This window comes from Lysinibacillus sp. FSL P2-0066 (assembly GCF_037969495.1).
Classification (GTDB): domain Bacteria; phylum Bacillota; class Bacilli; order Bacillales_A; family Planococcaceae; genus Lysinibacillus; species Lysinibacillus boronitolerans.
In genome coordinates this window covers 1,766,442-1,789,821 of the sequence record NZ_CP150202.1, presented here as the reverse complement: position 1 = coordinate 1,789,821, position 23,380 = coordinate 1,766,442, and the positions used below count along the sequence as shown (strand labels likewise).

At 40.2% G+C, this 23,380-nt stretch carries 22 protein-coding genes and 1 pseudogene; 5 read left to right on the top strand and 18 right to left on the bottom strand.

Going from position 1 to position 23,380, the window contains the following annotated elements:
- Nucleotides 1–56 precede the first annotated feature (56 nt).
- Genes MKZ14_RS08610 through MKZ14_RS08600 form a run of 3 tightly spaced genes read right to left on the bottom strand, consistent with a single transcriptional unit; the run spans nucleotide 57 to nucleotide 1,909 of the window.
- Nucleotides 57–770, bottom strand: coding sequence for an ABC transporter ATP-binding protein (locus MKZ14_RS08610; protein ID WP_333004444.1), 714 nt, complete (start codon nucleotides 768–770; stop codon nucleotides 57–59).
- A 9-nt stretch (nucleotides 771–779) separates the two neighbouring features.
- Nucleotides 780–1,136: a GntR family transcriptional regulator gene (locus tag MKZ14_RS08605; protein ID WP_048390347.1), complete on the bottom strand. Its 357-nt coding sequence runs from the start codon at nucleotides 1,134–1,136 to the stop codon at nucleotides 780–782.
- The gene (locus MKZ14_RS08600) at nucleotides 1,133–1,909 is read right to left on the bottom strand and encodes a hypothetical protein (protein ID WP_115673969.1); all 777 of its coding nucleotides are present in this window, start codon (nucleotides 1,907–1,909) and stop codon (nucleotides 1,133–1,135) included. Before MKZ14_RS08600 ends, MKZ14_RS08605 begins: the two co-directional genes overlap by 4 nt.
- A gap of 190 nt (nucleotides 1,910–2,099) precedes the next feature.
- On the opposite strand from MKZ14_RS08600, the gene MKZ14_RS08595 reads away from it, so the two are divergent.
- Complete coding sequence (locus MKZ14_RS08595) at nucleotides 2,100–2,333, top strand: cyclase (protein WP_339280802.1); 234 nt, start codon at nucleotides 2,100–2,102, stop codon at nucleotides 2,331–2,333.
- Between the two features lie 6 nt (nucleotides 2,334–2,339).
- Nucleotides 2,340–3,024 (top strand): annotated as a pseudogene (locus MKZ14_RS08590) (HAD family hydrolase).
- 16 nt (nucleotides 3,025–3,040) lie between these two features.
- Here the strand turns inward: MKZ14_RS08590 and MKZ14_RS08585 are convergent.
- The 4 genes from MKZ14_RS08585 to MKZ14_RS08570 form a co-directional block, all read right to left on the bottom strand.
- Nucleotides 3,041–4,591: a hydantoinase/oxoprolinase family protein gene (locus MKZ14_RS08585; protein WP_339280801.1), complete on the bottom strand. Its 1,551-nt coding sequence runs from the start codon at nucleotides 4,589–4,591 to the stop codon at nucleotides 3,041–3,043.
- A complete protein-coding gene (locus tag MKZ14_RS08580; protein WP_103117851.1) occupies nucleotides 4,584–5,687 on the bottom strand; it encodes a DUF917 domain-containing protein in 1,104 nt (367 codons plus the stop codon). The genes MKZ14_RS08585 and MKZ14_RS08580 overlap by 8 nt, the downstream gene beginning before the upstream one ends.
- Nucleotides 5,684–6,955 carry a cytosine permease gene (locus MKZ14_RS08575; RefSeq protein WP_339280800.1) on the bottom strand — a complete coding sequence of 424 codons (1,272 nt, stop codon included), beginning with the start codon at nucleotides 6,953–6,955 and terminating at the stop codon, nucleotides 5,684–5,686. Before MKZ14_RS08575 ends, MKZ14_RS08580 begins: the two co-directional genes overlap by 4 nt.
- Before the next feature lie 128 nt (nucleotides 6,956–7,083).
- Nucleotides 7,084–8,688 carry a PucR family transcriptional regulator ligand-binding domain-containing protein gene (locus MKZ14_RS08570; RefSeq protein ID WP_333004431.1) on the bottom strand — a complete coding sequence of 535 codons (1,605 nt, stop codon included), beginning with the start codon at nucleotides 8,686–8,688 and terminating at the stop codon, nucleotides 7,084–7,086.
- 137 nt (nucleotides 8,689–8,825) lie between these two features.
- Between MKZ14_RS08570 and MKZ14_RS08565 the strand changes: the two genes are divergently transcribed.
- On the top strand, nucleotides 8,826–9,680 hold the full coding sequence (locus MKZ14_RS08565; protein ID WP_036081406.1) for a pentapeptide repeat-containing protein: 855 nt from the start codon (nucleotides 8,826–8,828) through the stop codon (nucleotides 9,678–9,680).
- A gap of 37 nt (nucleotides 9,681–9,717) precedes the next feature.
- Here the strand turns inward: MKZ14_RS08565 and MKZ14_RS08560 are convergent, their stop codons facing one another.
- The 10 genes from MKZ14_RS08560 to MKZ14_RS08515 form a co-directional block, all read right to left on the bottom strand.
- Complete coding sequence (locus tag MKZ14_RS08560) at nucleotides 9,718–11,433, bottom strand: FTR1 family protein (RefSeq protein ID WP_333004429.1); 1,716 nt, start codon at nucleotides 11,431–11,433, stop codon at nucleotides 9,718–9,720.
- Nucleotides 11,408–12,667 carry an iron uptake transporter deferrochelatase/peroxidase subunit gene (efeB, locus tag MKZ14_RS08555; RefSeq protein WP_036081411.1) on the bottom strand — a complete coding sequence of 420 codons (1,260 nt, stop codon included), beginning with the start codon at nucleotides 12,665–12,667 and terminating at the stop codon, nucleotides 11,408–11,410. The genes MKZ14_RS08560 and efeB overlap by 26 nt, the downstream gene beginning before the upstream one ends.
- A 9-nt stretch (nucleotides 12,668–12,676) precedes the next feature.
- Nucleotides 12,677–13,546, bottom strand: coding sequence for an iron uptake system protein EfeO (gene efeO / locus MKZ14_RS08550; RefSeq protein ID WP_333004427.1), 870 nt, complete (start codon nucleotides 13,544–13,546; stop codon nucleotides 12,677–12,679).
- Between the two features lie 163 nt (nucleotides 13,547–13,709).
- Entirely contained in the window at nucleotides 13,710–14,909 is a 1,200-nt protein-coding gene (locus tag MKZ14_RS08545; protein ID WP_333004425.1) for an MFS transporter, read from the bottom strand.
- Nucleotides 14,910–14,920: 11 nt separating this feature from the next.
- The gene (locus MKZ14_RS08540) at nucleotides 14,921–15,340 is read right to left on the bottom strand and encodes a MarR family transcriptional regulator (protein WP_016992064.1); all 420 of its coding nucleotides are present in this window, start codon (nucleotides 15,338–15,340) and stop codon (nucleotides 14,921–14,923) included.
- 755 nt (nucleotides 15,341–16,095) lie between these two features.
- Nucleotides 16,096–17,037 carry an NERD domain-containing protein gene (locus MKZ14_RS08535; protein ID WP_333004423.1) on the bottom strand — a complete coding sequence of 314 codons (942 nt, stop codon included), beginning with the start codon at nucleotides 17,035–17,037 and terminating at the stop codon, nucleotides 16,096–16,098.
- Between the two features lie 147 nt (nucleotides 17,038–17,184).
- The gene (locus MKZ14_RS08530) at nucleotides 17,185–18,192 is read right to left on the bottom strand and encodes an iron ABC transporter permease (protein WP_016992070.1); all 1,008 of its coding nucleotides are present in this window, start codon (nucleotides 18,190–18,192) and stop codon (nucleotides 17,185–17,187) included.
- Nucleotides 18,185–19,186 (bottom strand): iron ABC transporter permease, encoded by a 1,002-nt coding sequence (locus MKZ14_RS08525; RefSeq protein ID WP_333004420.1) that lies wholly within the window; start codon nucleotides 19,184–19,186, stop codon nucleotides 18,185–18,187. Before MKZ14_RS08525 ends, MKZ14_RS08530 begins: the two co-directional genes overlap by 8 nt.
- A gap of 23 nt (nucleotides 19,187–19,209) precedes the next feature.
- Entirely contained in the window at nucleotides 19,210–20,136 is a 927-nt protein-coding gene (locus tag MKZ14_RS08520) for an iron-hydroxamate ABC transporter substrate-binding protein (protein WP_048390303.1), read from the bottom strand.
- Nucleotides 20,137–20,149: 13 nt separating this feature from the next.
- Nucleotides 20,150–20,938, bottom strand: a complete 789-nt coding sequence (locus MKZ14_RS08515; protein WP_048390300.1) for an ABC transporter ATP-binding protein — start codon at nucleotides 20,936–20,938, stop codon at nucleotides 20,150–20,152.
- 147 nt (nucleotides 20,939–21,085) lie between these two features.
- On the opposite strand from MKZ14_RS08515, the gene MKZ14_RS08510 reads away from it, so the two are divergent.
- Entirely contained in the window at nucleotides 21,086–22,093 is a 1,008-nt protein-coding gene (locus MKZ14_RS08510) for an NAD(P)/FAD-dependent oxidoreductase (protein ID WP_333004417.1), read from the top strand.
- A 50-nt stretch (nucleotides 22,094–22,143) separates the two neighbouring features.
- On the opposite strand, the gene MKZ14_RS08505 is transcribed toward MKZ14_RS08510, so the two are convergent.
- On the bottom strand, nucleotides 22,144–22,386 hold the full coding sequence (locus MKZ14_RS08505; protein ID WP_016995552.1) for a hypothetical protein: 243 nt from the start codon (nucleotides 22,384–22,386) through the stop codon (nucleotides 22,144–22,146).
- Between the two features lie 231 nt (nucleotides 22,387–22,617).
- Here MKZ14_RS08505 and MKZ14_RS08500 point away from each other — a divergent pair, with 231 nt between their 5' ends.
- A complete protein-coding gene (locus MKZ14_RS08500) occupies nucleotides 22,618–23,229 on the top strand; it encodes a class I SAM-dependent methyltransferase (RefSeq protein ID WP_333004414.1) in 612 nt (203 codons plus the stop codon).
- Nucleotides 23,230–23,380 lie beyond the last annotated feature (151 nt).

Here is a 23,380-nt window from a genome sequence, read left to right as displayed (position 1 = left end):
AGCATTATGCAGTCTGGCACGACAACATTGCTTTATTGACGATTCTTTCTTCACCTTTAGCTGTCAATATTTTTTACTGAAGGACGATAAAACCCTTTCATCCACTCAACTGCATCCTTATTAGCCACATCGCGTAATGTTTCCACATTCTCGTAGGCCATGATTGATCCTGCCTGCAATAAAATAATTTGATCTAAAATAGGCTCTACCTCATATAATTCATGTGTGGATAGCAAAATCGTTTGATTTTCGATGTCCGTAAATTGAATTAAGCCTTTAATCAACTGCTCTCTCACAATTGGGTCTAGCCCAGCAAATGGTTCGTCCATGACATAATAAGGAACCTCTCGTCCAAGGGTGGCAGCCATTTTCATACGACCACGATTACCCTTTGATAATTGGCGTAGCTTTGTGCGCGTATCTACCTGTAAAAATTGTGCGACGATACAGGCTTTGTCATAGGAAAAATCTTCAAATTGCGAAGCATAATGCTGGAAAAGCTGTTCACCCGTGTAGTACTCAAAAAACAAATCTGTATCTGGTAAATAAGCAATTTTGTCAGCACTTCTACGTGTGACTGGCTTACCCTCTAGTGTAATCTCACCAGCAGTGGGTCGCAGTAAACCAGCTAAAACTTTCATAAGCGTAGATTTACCACTACCATTTTCTCCAACTAGTCCAATGATTTGTCCAATCGGAAAGGAGAAGGATAGATCCTGTAAAACTGGCTTTTTCTTATATTGAAAAGATACATTTGATAGATGTAACATCCCTTCACCTCACGCTTTATTTTTCAAAACCACAAGCATCTCTTCCTTCGAAAAGCCTAATGCCTCAATCGATGTTAAAAAATTTTCAGCCAGCTGATTTTTCATCTCTTCACGCAATAACTCAATGCGCTCCTCATTGCTCGTAATAAATGTACCCTGTCCTCGTTTGGTTTCCGTTATATTCATTGCCTCTAACTCCTTGTATACACGTTGCACCGTATTGACATTGACACCTGTTTCTACTGCATATTCTCGAACAGAGGGAAGTCGATCACCTAGCTCCAACTTCCCCTTCAAAATGTCTCCACAAATTCGATCGACAAGCTGGCTATAAATGGGTTTGTCACGCGAAAAATCCATCGTCATCGTAAAACCACCCTTTCAAGCCACTTCGATGCTGCTAAAAACAGCAGTAGTAATAATAACGTAATGGCTATTTCCTCAACGACATATATCGAGCCAAGCATCCATTCCATCGTCATTTCTTTCGCTTTTGGTAGATAGTGTTCGATGTTTTGAAGCGAAACTTCTCCATGGAGGAAGATCGTTCGATACAGCTGACTCTCCGTTACCCGCGCCCAACCAGCTGTGGTTACATAAAACACAATCATTGTCAGCACAATTGAAAAACGACCTATTATGCGCTTCAATTGCAAATAAAAAGCTAAAAAGAATAAAAGAACGATAAATAGCATTAATTGTAAAATCGCCAATATAATAACAATTATTACCAAAACTAATAAAATTTGTCCAGCGCTCGCGATCAGCTCATCCTTAATATTGAAAATGGCTATACTCGTGAAAAGGATAGTGAAGAGGACATAACCTACTAATGAGCAAACCAATTTTGCTCCGATAAGCTTTGTGATAGAGCTTGTTGAATGGAGCCAGCTCTCCTTTGCTTTAATATCCAAACGCATCGATGCTAAAAATTGTAAGATAGAATAGAATCCACCTAGAAAAAGGACGAGCATCGTAAATGCAAATGCTAGTTGATGCTCATGTGCAAAGAGATCGACATACTGATGTAAGATATATGGAACGATCCAAGATAGCATAAGTCCCATAAATATCCCTACTAGAAACCATGAGCGATAAAGTACCCATTCTTTTTTTAAAAGTCCTGTAAAGCTTTTCAATCACAACACCTCGTGTCATAGTGTACTAGTCACATATTACACTATGACTTTTTTGTTGGCAAGTGGTAAATACAAGAAAAAGGAAATTTTGTTTACTCAACAATTACGCTTATGCTCAAAGAAGGTATTCACCTATTAAACACAGAATATATGGATAGCACTCTAACACTAAGCGTAAGGTGGTACTTGAATGGATAAAAGAGTTGTCTTTGATTTTGAAATTGAATTTACCAATGGTGGTGGCATACAAGGGCAGGAATTTCGCCTTGATATTGATGGAGATGACATATCGGACGAAGAGCTAGCTAAGTATATTGTGGAAGATATGAGGCTGCTCATGGTTAGCAAGGTAACGATCCTAAACAAGAAAATTATGAATGAAAAACATAAACGAAAACCTCTTAATGAGCAAGAAAGGACATGAAGCTCGTTGAAAGCAATACTATTTGATTTAGATGATACCTTACTTAATCGAGATCATGCTGTCGATCACCTGTTTTATATTATTTTGGAAAAATACTATGGAGCTACTCAGGATACGCTCAAAATGGACATGCTGCAAAAATTTAAGGAATACGATAAAAGAGACTATGGGTGTGCTGATAAAACCAATGTTTTATCATCGTTTTTTGATGCGTTTCCATCAACCTGTCAATTGCCTCGCCATGACATGCAAGAATTTTGGGATCAGCAGTTTCCATATTGCTTTTCTATCGATCAACATACGTTGAAGGTTCTCCAAACGATTAAGAAGCATGTACAGGTTGGCATTATCACAAACGGCACTACTCAGCGACAAAAGGCTAAAATCACGCATACAGGCTTAGCTAGCTATTTTGATGTCATCCTTATTTCTGAGGAAGTAGGAGGAAGTAGGCTTAACTAAGCCTGACAAACGCATATTTGAATTAGCTCTACATCAGCTCCAAGTTCAGCCAAATGAAGCCTTATTCGTTGGGGATGACTTAGCAAAAGATATTGCTGGTTGTCAGCAAGCAAGGATGAAGGGCATATGGTACAATCCTCATCGGCTCACGAATCCGACTGACATTAAACCTGATGCAGTGATTCATTCATTTGAGCAATTAATAAAAGGAAGAGACCTGTTTGACTAGGACTCTTCCTTTAACTTTAGACCATTTTCCCTACTACTTTTACCTTCAATCTTGTTGCATTTTCTGGATGATACGCGAGAGGTGTTTCTTCTACTTCCACTAGCTCAATGGTATCCTCAAGAGCACCTGCTAATACGGCTTGTTTCACAGCCTTGTTTTGTGCATCCTTTAAGGATTCCTCACGCGGTTCTTTGGAATAAATATAAATTTGCTCATATTGACCACTAATTTGTGCAATCGAGGCTCCGATGGCATTCGCAACACCGCCGTATTCAGATTTTACAATTGTGGAAACGCCCCGAATATTTTCTGGCACAATGATACCACCACCCCCTACTAAGACTAATGACACATCCTCTGAGGAAGTTTTCATCTTATCAATCGCCTGTTCTAGTAACGAAGAAATTTCTTCTTGAACGGCTTTGGCAAAGGCTTCATCAATATGTGCCACTAACGTGGAATCACCTACATCTGCTAAGCCTAAACGGACAGCGATATCTGTTGTCGTTAAGGTCGAGCCACCGAAAACAAGGGCCTCCTCACTGATTTTATAGCCTACACTATCCGGCCCAACTGTAATTTTGTTGCCGTTCACACGAACAATACTTCCCCCGCCAAGTCCGACTGAAATAATATCTGGCATCCTAAAGTTTGTCCGAATGTCTCCCACTTCAACTGCGACCGAGGATTCTCGCGGGAAACCATCCTGTAATACACCGATATCTGAAGTGGTACCCCCAACATCCAATACCATTGTGTTTTGAATTTGAGATAAATACGATGCTCCACGGATACTATTTGTTGGTCCACAGGCAATTGTTAAAATTGGGAATTGCTTGGCGTAGTCGATAGACATTAATGTACCGTCATTCTGGCATAGATACACCTCTACATCAAAAATGCCTTCCGCTTGTAACGCCTGTACAAAGCCCTGTGTTGTTGTCTCAATCACCTTACATAATGCAGCATTTAGAATCGTAGCATTTTCACGTTCTATTAACCCGACTGAACCTATTAATGAGGAGCAGGAAATCGGAAATTCCTCTCCATAAACTTCTTGAATCCATTCACGAACCTGCAATTCTTGATCATTTTTAATAGAGGAAAAGACACCCACAATCGCAATGGATTCTACTTGACCACGCCAATCCTCTAGTAGTTTTGTAATTTCCTGTTGATCAAGCGCACTCAATAACTGGCCATCGTATTCATAGCCCCCATGTGCGATGGCATAATTTCCTGATAATTTATCAATCATATCGGATGGCCAAGCTGTATAAGGGAGTACGGAAGCCGTCGCTGGATAGCCTAGTCGAATGACACCCACCTTTGCTAGCTTTTTACGTTCCACAATGGCATTGGTGCATTGCGTTGTCCCTAACATGGCATGAGTAATTTTTGTTTTGTCAATATTTGCACCCTCTAGTAATTGTTGTAGAGACTTTTCAATTCCCGTTTTAATATCTAAGCTTGTTGGTGATTTCACACTGTAAATAAGCTGGCTATTATGGTCTAAAAGGATGGCATCTGTGTTTGTTCCACCTACATCGATTCCAATTTTATACATGCTCTGCTACCTCCTTTTTCACCAATTCCTCAATTGGCGTATATTCATATTCATAGCCAAAGTATTTGGGTCCAGCTGTTTCAATCCCTTTTGCTGTACGCCATTTTTCATGTGCTGGTAAGCCAATCACACGCACACGTTTACCATATTTTAAGCTCTCTGTTGTAACAGGCAATAAAGTTTCATAATCCACCAAACAAATTAAGTCTGGTGTCATCGCTATAACCTGCTCGTTTTTCTCAGCTAATAAGTTTTCATTTTGGAAATGAACCTTCATTTGATCATTTTTATAAGATTCAATACCTTCAAGATTCATTTTACCTAGGTTAAAGCCACCCTTCGTTTCACGAATAACATCCACTATTTTTCCTTGGAAAAGCTCATATCCATCCGTAAGCTTTAAAAGGCTTTGTAGCTTATCGTTCACCTCTTGGTCTTTCGAGGCAATAATTTCACCAATTTTTTCAGAAAGCGTCACTATATGATGAACACCGCTTTGTTTAATTTGCGCACCCGTTGTTGGGTAGAGGCTCACTAAAGAACTAGCGCCCATTTCTACTGTTGCTGTTCGGGCGATACGCTCGGTCCATTTATTATCAATCGTTTCAAAAATACCAATATTCCCTTTTTCATCGGTGATGGCCATTGGCGTTGCCGAAATCCCATCTAAGTGGAATGTCACCATTTGTAATTCCGGAAATGCACGCCCCATGCCATCACAATCAATCAAGGGTAAGCCAAGCTGTGCTGCTACTACAATAGGAATCATCGAATTGACCCCACCTGCTTCCATTGGATAGGTGCCTGCAATTTTTTCTTTCCCCAAATATTGGGCAAGTTTTTGGAAAACCTTAACAAACTCATCGCCACGTGGAAATTTTTCTACTAAAACTGATGGTGCCCCCATCATTGCGGCTGGAATGAAAAAATCATCATCCGCAATTTCATCCACTGAATACAATTTTACAGGGCCATTTTTTTCGATGGCAGAAAGTGCCATTAATTTTCCAATATAGGGATCTCCTCCCCCACCTGTTCCTAGAAATGCTGCCCCTATGGCAATATGTTCAATAGCTGCCTGATCTAAATATCTCATCTATGTTCCTCCTCCAATATGACCGTTTTTTGTACAGATACACGATACCCAACATAATAAATCACGAATGAAATAATGATACCAATCATCGGTTGGTTTGGTAGCGCTGGCAATGCAGGGAATAAGGAAAATACCACTGGCATACAGGCAATTACAGCACCTACTAGCCAAGACAATACACCTAATCGATTGACCCCTTCAACCTCCTGCCAGCTATCTGTTTTGCCTTTATGAATGACCCAGTAGGAAGCAATCATCACCCCTGCAACAGGCGGAATCATCGCCGATAAAATTGACATGATCGGTGTAAAATAATTTAAAATCCCTACAACGGCTAAGATTGTGCCAATTGTACCCGCCACACCAATTGCTAATCGTTCTTTGTTTTTAGCCACATCGAATACATTTATTAAGGCAATGCCACCTGAAATTGCATTGACCAAATTGGTTTTCCATGTTGCTAAAATTAGACCCACTCCACCAATAAAGGGTGTTGCGATATGCAGAAAGACTGCTGTAATATCACTTGTTTGATAGGCAATCGTTAAGACAGCTCCCACAGCAATCATTAGCACCCCTGCAGGAATAATCCCTAATGTAGCGGCTTTGAAAACGTCTGAACGCTTTTTAGAAAATTGCGAATAATCACCCGCTATAACAGCCCCTAATGCAAAGGACCCAATCGTTACAGCTAAACCATCCATAAAGCTCATATTGCCTTGAGGGTGATAATCCCGAATGAGCTGCAGCTGCTCGCCAGTTAATGTTTGACCTAAACCGTACAGGCAAATGATAACGAGCAAGGGTACGGCGATATAGCTTAAAATACGCAACACCTTCATCCCATAAAGTGCGGATACAACCATGACCATACCACTAATGAATGAAGCGATTGGAATGGGTATATTCAAATGATAGATTGCTAATAAATTTGCTAGGGCTACACCACATACATTGGCCTGAATGCCAAACCATCCTAAGCAAGCAATAGCTAAGATAATGGATAATATTGTACGAGAGCCCTTTTTACCAAACACCTGTCCTGCTATATGGACAGTGGGCTTTCCTAGGTCACTGCTTTGCATGCCTTGCAAGATCATGATGATCACGACAATCGCATAGCCTACAAAAGCAACAGCCAGTGCCTTTGATAAACTCATGTTGGTAATCAGTGCGTTACCTACTAATAAACTGGGAATACAAATCATGGCACCAGCCCAAATAATGCCTAAGCTATACCAAGATTGACCTTTATTTTCATCTTGCATGTGACTCCCTCCTTATTGGTGATGGATTAATGTTTTTAATTATAGAAGAAAGGTAGGAGTCGAGTCTTTTGCGCAAATGAAAAAAATAATCTGAAATTTTGTTCAAAATGACAAAATTTCAGATTATTCTAATCATTAATCAATCGATATAGCATGCAAGCCATGTAGGCATCATAAAATTCCGAATATACGGTAATATCTGTGCCAATCAGCTCACTAATTTTTTTGATGCGGTATTTCACCGTGTTTTTATGGATATAGAGGAGCTCTGCACAGCGCTCCACACTAGCATTTGCATCTAATAAAAAGGTTATCAATGTTTGCAAGGCATCATGGTCACGTAAAATGGGTTCAATTACAGACAAATATTCTTCAATCATTTCCTCGCCCTGCTTACTGACATCAATTGCCCTTTTCATGGAGCGCACTTCCGCAGCAGTAAACAATTTTCGCATCGGATAAATCGTATGGGCTTTGTCCCCCACCTGATTGACCAATTGATACATTTGACGAACAGACTTTGTATTTCTCATTTTAGGTGCATAAACAATTTCAGCGATTTGGGCATCGTATTGAGTAGTTTCACTATATTCAATGGCAATTTCAAATTCATGATGCTTATAAAAGCAATTGCCTACCAGTACAATTATACAATGGTCAATGCATTGGATGACTCTTGTTTGATAATATTTGGACAGTTGCTCTTCTAATTCATCGCGAATTCTTTTTTCGTCTGCTAAATCATGCATGTAGACAAGCCACATCATTTGAATGGCGGAAACATCAATATGAAGAAGATTGGCTAATCTTCTCATTTTCTCCCCCTCATCATTGATAATAGCTTTAACTAAGGCATATTCACTAACCTCATCATGCTTGTCTCCCCATAAATTTATAGCTACTTGCACAACCTCACTTACTTTTTCAATTGTCTTAGCAGGTAATTTTGTATTTTCTTTAATCAGAAATAAAAATAGCGGCTCGCCATTTTTTTGATGTACTCTTTTATAGTCTACGACACAGGAGACATCACTTCTTAGTAGCTCGAGCTTGCCTGCTTCCCTCTGAAAATTGGATTGGGAGCATTCTTCAATGACATTCGCTACATCTAATGATGAATTTCGAGGCCACATCACTTGGTTCACAATGTCAAAATGACTATTGGTGAGCACAATATTAGCCTTCAAACGATCTGAAAGCATTTTCAGTGTAATTTCAACACTTCTTAAATGCTCAGGTAGTAATGATACCTTTTCTAATGTCTCTTTGACAAAATGATCATTAACACCTTGATGACTAATAATCGCTTCCATAACCTCATAAATAACCTCGTTATAGCGCAGTGAATAATCATTTTTTGGCATACAAATGATAATAAAGCCTTGTGCCTCCGCTAACGCAAGCACTTCCTCTGGAATATCAGGCAATACAATGCCGACATAATATAAAATTAGCCCCAGCTCTCCTAAATCATGTAAATGCTGAATTGTTTCACATTGTTGCTCCACACTATCTCGAATGGAGTAAAAGGAGCTAATGACAAGCTCCTCTGCATACCATTCCTCCTGTACACGGTTAATAATTTTCGAATAAAAATCAACATTCGATACCTCTAATACAGATAAAGATGATACGGTACGGTGCAGATTATCTCGCCCTGTTAACACCTCTGCCCCTCGAAAAGATGGCAATTGTAATAATTCATTGACCGTTACCCCATGTTCCACCACCACTTTTCTTTACAACTCTTTTGAAGAAGAATACCATATCCCCTATGATCTTTCAAAAAACCATTTTCTCTCTATTTCAACTACAACCTTTTTAGTGATAATATAAAACTAAGTTTAGAAGGTAAGAGAGGAAAATAATGATGTCAAATGTGACAAATAGAGATTCATCAGTTAGCATCAACATCCGTGAAAGCTTACAGGCCGATTGTCAAAACTGTTTTGGCTTATGCTGTACGGCTTTAAATATTGTGGCATCAAGTGACTTTGCCATCAACAAACCCGCAGGCTCTCCCTGCCCTAATTTGCGAGAAAACTATAGCTGTCACATTCATAGCCAGCTAAGAGAAACAGGCTTCAAAGGCTGTACTGTTTTTGATTGCTTAGGTGCAGGACAGCAGGTTTCCCAAGTTACGTTTCAGGGGCAAGATTGGCGACAATCCCGTGAGCATGCTGACAAGATGTTTCGCGTTTTCCCCATTATGGAACAGCTTTACGAAATGATTGCGTATGTAGCGGAGGCATTGTCGTATCAAGTGGATCACGACCTTTCTGGGCAGCTTCAAGCTGAATTGGAATTGCTCCAACAAACAACCGAATTAGATGCAAATGCCTTATTAGCACTAGATATCGTGGCTATTCGTGTACCTGTCAATGCATTATTGCTACAAACAAGTGAACAAGTTCGTCAACATCGCATAAAAGGGAAAAACTCTAGACAATTGAATCAGCGTGGAGCTGATTGGATGGGCAAAAATTTAAAGGGCAAGGATTTACGTGGAACGGACCTTCGTGGTGGCTATTTAATTGCGGCCAATTTACAAGATGCTAATTTACGAGAGGTAGACTTTATTGGGGCGGATTTGCGGGATGCCAATTTGTGCGGCGCAGACCTTTCAACAAGTATGTTTTTAACCCAAATGCAAATCAATGCTGCACAGGGTGATCGCTATACGAAATTACCAACCTATATAAAGCGACCTGCCCATTGGCAATAAAAAAGGTAGATGACATTTTCGGTCATCTACCTTTTTGCTAAGCTTGTTTCTTTTTATAGATGATAGTCGCTACCACTAACACTAGTAAAATAGCTTGACCTATCATTGTTTCTACAGTTGGATAGAAGCCAATCAAGCTTATGACTGGCAAGCCATCGACAATCGTTGTTGGTAGGTGATTATTTAGCTGCAATGTATGCAGACTGACACCAATAATTTTAAAGGCTAATACGTAAATTAAAATCGTCGCTACGGCAAAGAATTTGTGAATAGGGATTTTGCCACTTGCTTTAAATAACACAATAGCCAGCACTGCTAGTATGACCAATGCCACAACAATCCCAAGGATAAATTGCGCAGTCTCCATTTTTGGTGCAATGCCCGCGTAAAAGACAAGTGTTTCTGCCCCTTCACGGAAGACCGATAAGAAGCTAATAGCGGCCATCGCTACAAGAGAGCCACTAGAAATCGCATGGCCCATTTGCTTGGAGATGTAGCGATTCCAGCTGACTACGTTCGATTTACTATGCAGCCAAATGCCAACACCAATCATCATAGCTGCTGCTAGTAAGCCCACATAGCCTTCCATTAATTCTCGATTCGTATCAATCGTAGCTGAATTCAAAATGGTCGACATAAGGATGGCTGCAATGGCTGATATTAGCACACCCGCAAATGCGCCAATATAAATCCATTTCCGCATCTTCTTCTGTCCTGATTTTTCAAGGAATGATACTAAGGCTAAAATAATGAGTAATGCCTCTAGCCCTTCACGTAATAAAATTAACGCAGCATCCCAAATTGTGTAATCGGAATCCCCTTGAATCAGCTCAATTTCCGTACGGAATGTATTTAATTGTTTGGTAATGGCTTGCTGATCGACGTTTGATTTTAATAAATCACTCGCAATAATCGGCATATCACTTTCAATTTTCGTATAAAGACTGCCATTACGTGTGGAGATTTCAATTTCTACCCTTGGCCATATCGTAATAAATTCGCGTACTTTATTAGAAGCTGCCTGATAATCACCAGCATCAATTAGATCTTGTGCCTCGTCAATATAGGCGAGCAATGTTGCTAAGGAATAGTTACCTTCTACTACTTCCGCTGTTTCCTTACCAGCTACAAAATCCTCAATTGTTTTTTGCAACTCAGCAAATTGCGTTTTCATTAAAGCGATATCTGGTTCCTCAGCTGAAATCGCAATACGTAAAAACGCCATTTGTGTTTCGATTTGCCCATACATTGCAATACTTTGCTCACGCACAGGTCGCTCTACTTTTTTCCATTTACTATTAAAGTCTTTATAAGCTTCATCAATAGCTTCACTATCACCACTTGCTAAAGCCTTTTCAAAGTCTGCCATAATTGGCTTAAATTTTTGGCCAAAGTCCGCTCGTTGTGCCGCTTCATCTACAGGATTTTCAAGCTTTTCTAGATCACGTAACGCATTCGATAGAGCCGACAACGCCTTTAAGCGTTCTTCCTTGGAAGTTGCCTCTGTGGCCTGCTGAAGAATTTCATCGATCTTGGTTTTTGCCTCAGTTTGAGCAGAAGATACTTTAGCCCAATCCACAGCAAATTGTTCAAGTGCCTGCTTGGCCTCCGTCTCTTTATCCTGCTTTGTATTCATCAGTGCATCACTAATCGCAATATATAGATGACTATAGGATTGCGCAGCGTGCACAGGTAAAGCTAAAGTCAGCATAAGGGCGATTACAATACTACAGCGCGTTAAAAAGTGCTTCACCTAAATAACTCCCCTTTTGTACACCAGGGAAGCAAGCAAACACGGCACTGCCTCGATGGGTAATGTACTCATTCATTTTATCCATACGCCCTAAGCTATTTTGGATTGTTGTAAATTGGGCTGGGTCTTTTTGAAAAGAGATAAAGATTAGCCCCGCATCATGGGTCCCTGTATTCGACATCACGCCAGAAGCATAGGAATAGGAGCGTCGCAAAATACGCGCACCGGATTTCCGTGCTAAATGGACATGTGATGTATCAGGCATAATATAATTGCCCTTCTCATCCTTTGCCTCAACATCAAAATCATCGAATTCCTTTGTTTTGCCAAATGGTGCGCCACTGTCACGGTAACGGCCAAATGTTGCCTCTTGATCTTTCAATGATGTACGATCCCACGTTTCAAGATGCATTTGAACTTTACGCGCGATTAAATAAGAGCCGCCCTTTAGCCAGCCTTTATCCACCCACACGACTTCATTTAAGTCTTTTTCATCGGTAATCGCTGGATTGACCGTACCATCCTTGAAGGCGAAGAGGTTCCGTGGTGTTCCTCCACCAGCTGGAAACGAGTTAAAGCCCGCCTGCGACCATTTAATTTCTACTTTACCTGAAGCAGCTCGTACTAGATTACGAACAGCATGGAAGGCCACCTGCGGATCATCTGCACAGGCCTGAATACACAAATCACCACCTGTATATTCTTTCTGTAGCTGGTCTTTAGGGAAATGTGGTAAATCCTTTAGCTCCGCTGGTTTTAAATGCTGCATGCCCAGTTTATCGAATAATGATGGCCCAACACCAATGGTAATGGATAGATTTGATGCATCTAAGCCCTCTGCCTCTCCTGTATCTCCAGTTGGCACTCTTGAATTTGTCGATACATCGACCATGGCTTCACCATTCATTAAACGCACAATAAGGGGTGTCCATTGCTGGAACAACGCTTGTAGTTCCTTCTTTGATGTCACTAATACATCTAAAGAAGCAAAATAAATATTCGTCTGTACAGGTGTCACAATACCTGACTGATGCTTGCCATAGAAATTGACCTTATTGCTAGCCGTCGTGCTATCTGCTACTGGCTCAAAGACATCATAGCCCATTGCTTTCATGACACCACCCAAGCCAGAGGCCCCGATGGCAACACCTGCCACCCCGATACCTGTTAGCTTTAACATATCACGTCTAGAAATTTTTTTATGAATAAATTTTTCCTCGTTTGACGTTGTCATTGTTTATGTTCACTCCAAAATGATTCCCATTTGACTTAATGGTTCTCCAAGCTGATTCACTGCTGCTGCAAGTGCTTTCGTATTTTCCTCCGTTAATTCCTCATAGGATACATAGCCACCATTAGCCGTTGCATGCTGTGCTAATAAATCGTCCACTGCTTTGAATTTTTCATCAAGTGTTGCCACTAATGAGGAATCTTTCGCTTCTAATTTTGAGCGTAAAATCTCAAAGATTTTTTCTGCGCCTTCAATATTTGCTTTAAAATCATACAGGTCTGTGTGAGAGTAAATTTCTTCCTCACCTGTAATTTTAGATGTTGATACTTCATTTAATAAATCTACTGCACCTGTAATCATTAAGTCAGGTGTCACTTCCACTGTTTGTACAAGTGCATGCAATTCCTTCGTATCTGCAAGAAGCTGATCTGCTACAGCCTCATAACCTTTTGTTGTATTTTCTTCCCAAAGTGCATACTCAAGCTTATGGTAGCCTGACCATTCTTCCTCACCTTTACCTTCTTCTTGGATATCTGCTAAACGCCCATCAATGCGAGGGTCAAGATCACCAAAGCTTTCCGCGATTGGCTCAGAACGTTCAAAATACATACGTGCTGGCGCATACGCTGCCTTTGCCCCTTCAATATCACCCGCTTTGAATAGGTTCACAAATTTCTCTGTATCTAGTAAAAATTGATCCATTTGCTCTAACGCAAATTGTTGATAGGCTGATAATTCAGAAGATAAATCCACCTCTTTTGTAGCTTGCTCTGCCTGTTCTGTTGCTGGCTTATCTTCTTTTTTTACTTCTTCTGTATTGCCACAGCCAGCCATTAAAATGCCTCCTGCTACTAATACCGACAAAAATGATTTGTTTTTCATACTTCGTACCTACTTCCGAATTTGTTTTATATTGTGATGATAATGATTATCATCATCTATTGCAACAACTATTTTTGTAAATAGAAAAAAACGTCATTTTTTCAGTTATTCTTTACGAAAAACTAGAAAAAAGACGTTTTTTCTACAATATAATGATTCTAATCTATGAAATTTTTGCTTGTTTCAAATTTTCATGTTTTCCATGTAAAAGGTAATAAAGCACAATCGACACTAAAATAACAAAGACCATCGAGAAGAAAATCGAGCTGTAGCCCATAGATGGTACAAATAAGCCTAAGAAATAAGGCCCGACACCTAATCCTAAATCATAAAAAATAAAATACGTAGATGTCGCAAGTCCTAAACGCTCATTTGGTGTTACTTTGATGGCAATTGCCTGTGCCACCGAGTTGAAGTTCCCATAGCCAATCCCGATACAAGCGGCAGCGATTAAAAAGGCAATCGTAGTTGTTGCTGAGCTAAAGGCATACATGCCTATTGCAAACAACACTAAGCATGGATAGATAATGATATTTGCCCCTCTTGTATCAAGCAATTTCCCTGTAAATGGACGTGTAGCCAAAATGACAATAGCATAGATAATAAAGAAGTAGCTACCTGCTGATACTAAATCTAACTCCTTTGCATAAAACGTCATAAACGACATCACACCTGAATAAGCAAAGCCAATCACAAGTGCCACAAAGGCAATCGGTACTGCACGCATTTCAATAAAGTTCGTCACTTTAAACCCAGCCTTTACAGCTGTATCCTTTGCTTTTTTCGGTGCATCTGGCACGGTCACAATGTAATACATAAAGAAACAAATAATCGCTAACACAGAATCTACTGCAAAAATCATACGATAATCTGCAAATAGCTGTGTTAATAATATTCCAATAAATGGGCCAATGGCTGTGGCTAGAATAGCGCTTAAGCTATAATAACCAATCCCTTCTCCACGACGCTCAGCTGATAAAATTTGTGCAATAATGGTACCTGTTGCTGTACTTGCAATCCCTAGTGCAATCCCCTGTACTAAACGATTGATCATCAGCAGCAGTAAATTGCCTGCTATAAAATAAGACATTGTTGATAACATAAATAATAATAGTCCACAAAATAATGTTTTTTTGCTACCCCAGTCTCCAATAATACGCCCTGTCCCAAGACGACCTAATAGTGTTCCGATAATAAAAATACTCGATACAAGCCCCGCTGTACTTGTAGAGGCATTAAAATGCTCCACCGCATATGCTGCTATCGTAACCATTAATAAATAAAAGATTAACGTAATGGTAAAATTAATAAGTGAGACAATTAAAAAATCTTTTGTCCATAGTTTCTTTCTGGTTGCTTCCACGGTACTCTCTCCTATTGATTGATATTCATACAAATTCTTGCTAAAACCTGTGTCGCAATGTCAATATCCTGCTTTGGCACGCCAGCCAAAGCCTGCTCAAAAAACGGATTTAGATGCGACTTTATTTCCTGCACAAGCTCTTCCCCATGCATTGTTAAGTGTACGAGCTTTTCCCGCTTATCCTTGCCCGCCATCGTTTCCACATAGCCTAGCTCCACAAGTTTATGTACAAGCTTCGTGACACTTGGCTTCTCTATAGACATGAAATTCGCGATATCTACAAATGAATGTGGACCCTTATCATTCAAGAAACGAAGCACTGCCCACTGCGAGCTATATAACTGATAGGGTTCAAGCTGCACATTCAGCTGATTAATAAACGGCCGATACATTAAGCGGTACTGATTAAAAAAATCCTGTTCAATTGTCACACTATCACTTCCTTTTAAATTAGTTAGCCTAGCTAACTATATACCTAAAAACTCTATTTGTCTAGTAGGAAATAAGCGAAACACCGCTAAAGCAGGATGATTGCTTTTAAGAGTGGTATCCGTCACTTTACGCATTCTATCCGCTACTTTCAGCATTCTATCCGCCAATTCGAAGCGTATCCTCCGCTTTCTCTGCTCTATCCACCACTTTGCGCGTTCTATCCGCTACTTTCCTTGCTCTATCCGTCACTTTCAGCATTCTATCCACCAATTCGAAGCATATCCTCCACTTTCTCTGCTCTATCCACCACTTTGCGCGTTCTATCCGCTACTTTCCTTGTTTTATCCGTCACTTTCAGCTTTCTATCCACCAATTCGAAGCGTATCCTCCGCTTTCTCTGCTCTATCCACCACTTTGCGCGTTCTATCCACTACTTCCCTTGCTCTATCCGTCACTTTCAGCATTCTATCCACCTACACGAAGCGTATCCTCCGCTTTCTCTGCTCTATCCTCCACTTTGCGCGTTCTATCCGCTACTTTTCTTGTTTTATCCGTCACTTTCAGCTTTCTATCCACCAATTCGAAGCGTATCCTCCACTTTCTCTGCTCTATCCACCACTTTGCGCGTTCTATCCGCTACTTTCCTTGCTCTATCCGTCACTTTCAGCATTCTATCCACCTACTTCAAGCGCCCTTTCCCTCTACAACACTAAAAGCTACAATTCAGACCGCTTGAATTGTAGCTCTTAGCTCTTTATTCCTTAATCCAATATTTCCGATGCTTTTTGACACCCTCCGCTTTTAATGGGAGTTGTTGCAACAACTTATACGCTAAATCGGGAGAGTCAATGCCAAAGAATTCGCGGAAGCTTCGATTGGTTACCTGCTGCCCGACTAGTAACCTGTAGTCCTCTAATGTTCGAACCAATGCATCATCGTCCACCAATCCACAGCGAGGGCAAATCCATTTCTTATAGTGATACATTAAACGCTGCCCTGAGCCGCACTGTGGACATAGCACACCTTTCGCTATTTCCTTGAGCGGCACCTCTACCTCTTTTTTCAACTTTGTGTGCAGGGATAATAGAAGGTTGGCTAATTGTAAAAGATCAACTCTTTCTCTAGGTTGATAATGCTCTATCCATTTTTGTAGATGAAATCGTAACCCTTTTACATGAAATATAGGTTGCCCCTCAAAACCCTTTGTTAAAATGCCATTTTTCGTTGCCAGCACTACTGCATGTACAATAGGTAATTCGATATGTTCTCGCAGTAGAAGCTTTTTCATCCATATGACATGCCGATCCAGCTGAACAAATGGATCAGTCATTCCTTCCACCGTGCCATCCAATGTTGTCCGTGTAAACTGCGCAAAAGGGACATCATATGAGAGATTTCCTGTTATATTTTTGATTTCAAGAATAAGTAAAAAATGTGGGCAGAGAAAGATGGTATCCATTTGATAGGTAGATCCGTAGCTATTTGTGGTTTGAAAATCATGTAGAAAATAATGTGGGGTTGGTAAATCGATTTCGAGCCATTCTGCATCAACACGCTGTTCCCCCGCAAGACCTGCTTGGACACGGCTCAAACGTTCACCATAATAGGCGTAGTTATTATGCGTCTGTGGCAATCTACGGAGCACCACCTCTAGTATTTTTTGCAAATCCGATGGTTGTCGTGCTAATAGAATCATGTATTCACCTCCTGTTCTGATTATACAAAAAAAGAACCTCAATAAATGAGGTTCTCAAAAACTTGAAAGGTAGATGATGTAAAATCTTCTTTTCACAATTTTTATTAGATCGAAAGACTGTTTTTGTGAGCAATAACTAATACGTGCCTACACATTTTTACGCAATAAATACAAAAAGTAGGGTGCGCCAATAAATGCAACAACAATCCCAGCAGGAACCGTTGCACTTGCAATAGCAACACGTCCGATGGTATCAGCCAGCATTAGCAAGCTTGCGCCAATGAAAAGCGTCAGTGGTAAAAAGAATTGGTAGCGCGGACCAACGAGCTGTTTTGCAATATGAGGAGCCATCAAACCGATGAAGGCTACACCACCTGTTACGGATACAGCGGCAGCCGCTAGTGCAACCGCAACAATTAATAATCGGAAACGTTCTCGCCCAATGTTCATACCAAGACCGACTGCTGTTTGCTCCGTCATGGCCAAGACATTTAAAACATTGGCTTTATAGAAAATGTAAGGGATACCTAGTACAAGCCAAGGCATTAGCGCCCAGAAAAATGGCCAATCTGTGCCCCACACATTTCCGGCTAGCCATTGTGCAATAAATTGTACATCACTCCGCTCAGCAGAGGATATTAATACCATCATGACCCCTGATAAGGCTGATGCTACGCCTACCCCTACTAAAATAAACTGCACAGGATGGACACCCTTATTACGCTGATAAGAGAAAAAGTAAATGCCCAGTGCTGTCACTAAGGCACTACAAAAGCCGACAATCGGTAAAATATAGGCAAAGTGAGGAAGGTCGCCATCTACTAGTAAATAAAAGACAGTAATCCCAACACCTGCGCCAGCACTAATACCAATAATTCCTGGGTCTGCTAAATCATTGCGGGTTACGCCCTGCAATACGGCCCCTGCCAGTGCTAATGCCATACCCGCAGCCGCTAGCACAAACATTCTTGGTAAACGGACTGAAAAAAGCACGAAGGACTCCTTAAAACTACCATCTCCCAGTAAGGTTGGAAGAATGCGGTCAATAGATACCGAAGCAGCACCTAATGAAATCCCTAAAATAAAAATGAACAAGGTTACCACAAGCCATATGAGTAACCATTTACGTTGTTTTCTGCGACCTTCTTTAAACAAATTGACGCCCTCCCTTCCGCACTAATAGTAGGAAGAATGGAAGACCTAAAATTGAAATAATGGCGACAACTGGTGTTTCATAAGGTGCGTTAATCATGCGCCCTGCAAAATCAGCCAACACCATAAACCAGCCACCAACAATGGCGCTCATCGGTAAGACATAACGATAGTCTGTCCCTACAAACGCACGGACAATATGCGGTACCATTAAGCCAACAAAAGCTAGATTCCCTACGAGAGCCACAGCAGAGCCAGCCAGAATAACCACAACGAACATCATGACACCCTTTACGAGTGTAGTGTTTTGTCCAACGCCCACTGCTACTTCCTCATTTAAGCTTAAAATCGTTAATTGACGACTAAACGCAAATGAAAGCAGTAAGCCAATAATAATAACGGGTACGATCAATAAAGCCTGCCATGTCGTGCCAATGAAACCGCCACTTGTCCACATCGAAACATCTTTGGAGATTTGAAATAAAATACCTGTCCCCTCAGCAATTGCCTGTAATAATGCTGTGACAGCTGCACCAGCTAAAACAAGCTTTAAAGGGGAAAAGCCTTTTTTAGTAGAGGCACCAATCCCATAAACTAACATCATTCCAATTCCAGCGCCAATAAAGCAGGCTAAAATTAACGTATAATACGAGAATTTAGGGATAAATGCCATTGTTAAAGCAAGGGCAGCATTTGCCCCTGCCGTTAAACCAAGCAGCCCTGGATCAGCTAATGGGTTCCGTGTAACCCCTTGCATAATCGCCCCAGCGACTGCGAGGGCACTCCCAACAAAAATAGCTGCAATGATACGAGGAAATCGAATTTCACGTAAAATCGTGTAATGTTTACCTCCACTTTGTCCGACAATTGCTTGAAAGACATCTTGAATGCTTGTATTCGCTGCCCCTAAGCACAGCGAGATACTGGCAGTACCAATTAATACAAGCAATGCAAGCAATACTTGAAGCCAAAATGGAAGCTTTCGAAACTTTGTCATTCGCCTTCGCTACTCTCTACTAATTATTGTAAAAATTTCTCTTCAAAGAACTTCAGTTGATGTTCTAATGTGATAGGGTCATTGAAATAGAAGGCATTTGCATTCACTTCAAATAAATGACCATTTTTCACTGCTTCTAAATCTTTAAACCATGCTGCATCTGTAAAGGAATTATCTTGATCTTGGAACATACTGAAGATCACATAGTCACCTGCATATTCCCCTAAAACTTCTTGAGAAATAGCATAGTAGCCAGGCTCTAACGCTGTTTCTTTTACTTTCTCAGGCATTTTCAAGCCCATTTCTTGATATAAAATCTCTGTTCCACGACCCCAGTTATCGCCATAAATATAGAACTGTTTATTAAAGTTCTCTGCTACTGTTACAGTCGCATCTTCACCGATTTTTTCTTTAATCTTTTTACCAGCTTCTGCTGCACGTGTTTTAAAATCTTCTACCCAAGCAGTTGCTTCTTTTTCTTTATTCACCACTTTACCGATTTCGATGAACTGCTGTAAATAGTCTACTTTACCATACGTAAATAATACAGTTGGCGCGATTTCTGCTAATTTATCAGCATTTTCAATACCATTTAAGCCAATAATTAAATCTGGTTCTAGCTCAAGAATTTTTTCAATATCTGTATTTTCAACTACAACAGCATCTTTAATCGCATCTTCGAAGTTGGGATTTTTTGCTGCCCATGCATCCACACCAACAACATTTACATCAAGCTGTAATAAGCTTCCTACAAAAGAAGATAGTACAACAACACGTTTCGGATTTGCTGGTACTTCTACAGGACCTGACTCTGATTGATATGTGATTGTTTCTGTTGAAGCTTCCTCTTTTGAGCCTTCATCAGCCTTCTCTGTTTTTTCTTCCTTACTGCCACATGCTGCAAGTACTAGCACAAGCATCATAAACATTGGTAATAGCCACTTTTTCATTGTTATTCTCCTTTTAAATGGTTTGTAATAAGTCATATGTAATGCACATTGGTTTGTTCGTTCGTGGATCTTTGCCAATAACTGCATCTATATTAAATACTTTTTTCAATACTTCTGGAACCATCACTTCTTCAGCCGTTCCGAATTTTACAAGCTCACCTTGTGAAAGCGCTACAATATAATCTGAAAAACGTGCCGCTTGATTTAAATCATGGAGGACCATGACAATCGTGCGCCCCTGTTCTTCATTCAGCCTGTAAAGTAGCTCTAAAACTTCTAGCTGATGAGCCATATCTAAATAAGTTGTCGGTTCATCTAAAAAGATAATGTCGGTTTCTTGGGCCAAGGCCATCGCAATCCATACGCGCTGACGTTGTCCACCAGATAAAGCATCTACAGATTGTAAACGGAATTCTTCTGTTTTGGTTACCTGTAAAGCCCAGCCAATAACATCTTTATCTTTTTGTGATAAATTCCCGAAGCCCTTTTGATAAGGAAATCGACCGTAGGATACAAGCTCTTCCACTGTTAAACCATGTGCACTTTCTGGACTCTGTGGTAAGATTGCCAGTTCTTTTGCTAATTCTTTTGTTTTCATCTTGGAAATATTTTGACCGTCTAATATGACCTGTCCACTCTCATGCTTTAAAATCCGTGTGATAGCTTTTAACAAGGTTGATTTTCCACAACCATTTGAACCAATGATTGTCGTGATTTTGCCATCAGGAATTTGCAGCGATAAGTCATGCACAATCGTTTTATTCTCATAACCAACACGAATCGATTCAACTTCTAAACGCAAATCGGACCCTCACTTTCTTTTTACTTCTTTCCATGCTATGATATTCAAAGCTAAAAATGATAATCATTATCACTAGAATTAGTCTAGTTACCTGATAAGATTTTGTCAATTACTTTTTTACTATTTGTTAAGGATGTGGCAATAAAAATGCAGCATGTGTATGATGTGACAATTATTGGCGGTGGCCCAGCTGGCTTATATAGTGCCTTTTATAGTGGTTTACGGGGTTTAAAAACAAAATTATTAGAAAGTCAACCACAGCTTGGCGGTAAAGTATTACTTTATCCTGAAAAGCTGATATGGGATATTGGGGGACATCCTCCCGTTTTGGGTGAACAATTTGTTAAACAATTAATCGAGCAAGCCAAAACATTTGATCCTACAATTTTGACAGGTACAAAAGTAGATTTAATTGAACGTCACAATGATATTTTTGTCATTCATACAGCAGCAGGTGAAAAGCATTATTCTAAAACGGTACTGTTAGCTGTAGGTGGCGGCATTATTAGCCCTCAAAAGCTAACACTTGAAGGCGCTGAAAAATATGAAATGTCCAATCTACATTACACTGTGCAATCGTATAAACGTTTTGTCGATAAGGATATCATCATCTCAGGCGGTGGTAATGCAGCCATTGATTGGGCTGTTGAATTAAGTCCGATTGCCAAAAAAGCCACTGTACAGGAAGCACTGAAAGCAGGTGTGCGCATTGAGTGTAATACAACCATTACAAAGCTTTCCGCAAATGCTGATAAAACGGCTATTCAATTAGTGACATGCGAGAATACGCTAACAAAGCAAAGTTATACGCGTCAAATCGATGAGGTGATTGTCAGTCATGGCTATAATCGTGAGGCGTCTCTTGCATTTGACGAGGCCATTGCCATTCCGAAAAAGGATGATTATTATTTTGAAGGAAAAGCAACAGGTGAAACAGCCCATCCTGGTATTTTTGCTGCGGGTGATATTTTATCATTTGATGGAAAAATCAATTTGCTACTTGGGACATTCCAAGATGCAGCCAATGCGGTCAATTCTATTAAAACGTATTTAGAACCAACTGCCTATCGTCATGGCATGGTGTCCTCACATAATGAGCTATTTAAAGAGAAAAATCGCTCAATTATCGAAAAGCAATTTGCACCAGCCCGTTAAACCTAAATATAACCCTCTTAAGATCATGATCTTAAGAGGGTTTCTAGTTTTTATCTAAATAAACTTAATAGCGCTCCCATCTGTCTCAACATATTTACTCCATTTGTTATCGTCCCAGCATGCCCCATAATTGTATTTAAATGATCTGGTAAATTTCCTAATCTAGAGCCTTGCTGTTGTTGATTGGGAGAATAGTATGGTTGCACCATTCTACCTCGAAAAGGTGGGCCAAAATATTGCCTGTTGTTTGGCGGGTATGGACCTCTTCTAGCATTCGGCTGAAAATATGGCATTTATACACCCCCTATCGGAAAGCCTTCTAACTAGTATATGTGGAAATTTTTATAGCGAATTAGACTTTTGAAGAAGAGGTTAAAAATAATAAGGGAACCATACTAGTTTCCCTGTCATACTATAAGAAAAAAGAAGGTGGTACTATTCAAGACTCTCATTATCTTACCTTTTTAGCTAAGTTCGGGATTGGAGGCGCCCATCCTGGGGGCATTAATCTATCAAAGGCTGTCTTGCAAGCAGAGAATATTGAGCAAAACGCATATATTTTAGATGTGGGATGTGGTACAGGACAAACGGCTGCTTATTTAGCATCTTCCTATCAAGCAAACGTCACAGGTCTCGATATTCAGCCCATCATGATAGAAAAGGCGCGTCAGCGTATGCATAAAGCCCGTCTACCTGTCAAACTTATACAAGGCTCTATTGAACAAACCTCCTTAGGGAGCGAGTCATTTGACTTGATTCTAGCTGAGTCGGTTCTGGCCTTTGTTAATTTGCAGCAGGCTTTGCAGGAAATTTATCGTTTATTAAAGAAAGGTGGCCGCTTCATTGCTATAGAATTCACCATTCCCAAAACACTTCGCACCGAACTTGCAGACGACATCCAACAATTTTACGGCTTTCAGTCTCTCCTCATGAAAAAGGATTGGGTAAGACTCCTACATCAGGCTGGCTTTTATGAAATACGTATACAAAAGAATAAATCCATCTCATCCAAGCCTGAATTTCAAGTTTCCTCACATATGGAATCCGAGTTCTATGAAATCATGGATCAGCATATTGCCATGAATGAAAAATACGAAAATATTTTAGACTATCGCATCTATACCTGTACAAAGTAATGAGCCAGCAGCAAAAGCGTTGCTGGTTTTTTGTGCTGTCACAGCAAACTTTATGACACCTGTCATCAAGATTTTTTGACTGGTGTGAATAGGTTTTCTTAAGAGATTTTCTTATCCTTAAGGTAAGAAAAAAAAGAAAGAGTGATCGAAC

Coding starts and splice junctions, on each gene's coding strand:
- MKZ14_RS08565 (WP_036081406.1), top strand. CDS start 8,826: ATGTCAAATGTGACAAATAGAGATTCATCAGTTAGCATCAACATCCGT.
- MKZ14_RS08575 (WP_339280800.1), bottom strand. CDS start 6,955: ATGCAAGATGAAAATAAAGGTCAATCTTGGTATAGCTTAGGCATTATT.
- efeB (WP_036081411.1), bottom strand. CDS start 12,667: ATGACAACGTCAAACGAGGAAAAATTTATTCATAAAAAAATTTCTAGA.
- MKZ14_RS08580 (WP_103117851.1), bottom strand. CDS start 5,687: ATGAGATATTTAGATCAGGCAGCTATTGAACATATTGCCATAGGGGCA.
- MKZ14_RS08505 (WP_016995552.1), bottom strand. CDS start 22,386: ATGCCATATTTTCAGCCGAATGCTAGAAGAGGTCCATACCCGCCAAAC.
- MKZ14_RS08525 (WP_333004420.1), bottom strand. CDS start 19,186: ATGACAAAGTTTCGAAAGCTTCCATTTTGGCTTCAAGTATTGCTTGCA.
- MKZ14_RS08520 (WP_048390303.1), bottom strand. CDS start 20,136: ATGAAAAAGTGGCTATTACCAATGTTTATGATGCTTGTGCTAGTACTT.
- MKZ14_RS08535 (WP_333004423.1), bottom strand. CDS start 17,037: ATGATTCTATTAGCACGACAACCATCGGATTTGCAAAAAATACTAGAG.
- MKZ14_RS08510 (WP_333004417.1), top strand. CDS start 21,086: ATGCAGCATGTGTATGATGTGACAATTATTGGCGGTGGCCCAGCTGGC.
- MKZ14_RS08585 (WP_339280801.1), bottom strand. CDS start 4,591: ATGTATAAAATTGGAATCGATGTAGGTGGAACAAACACAGATGCCATC.
- efeO (WP_333004427.1), bottom strand. CDS start 13,546: ATGAAAAACAAATCATTTTTGTCGGTATTAGTAGCAGGAGGCATTTTA.
- MKZ14_RS08605 (WP_048390347.1), bottom strand. CDS start 1,136: ATGACGATGGATTTTTCGCGTGACAAACCCATTTATAGCCAGCTTGTC.
- MKZ14_RS08595 (WP_339280802.1), top strand. CDS start 2,100: ATGGATAAAAGAGTTGTCTTTGATTTTGAAATTGAATTTACCAATGGT.
- MKZ14_RS08610 (WP_333004444.1), bottom strand. CDS start 770: ATGTTACATCTATCAAATGTATCTTTTCAATATAAGAAAAAGCCAGTT.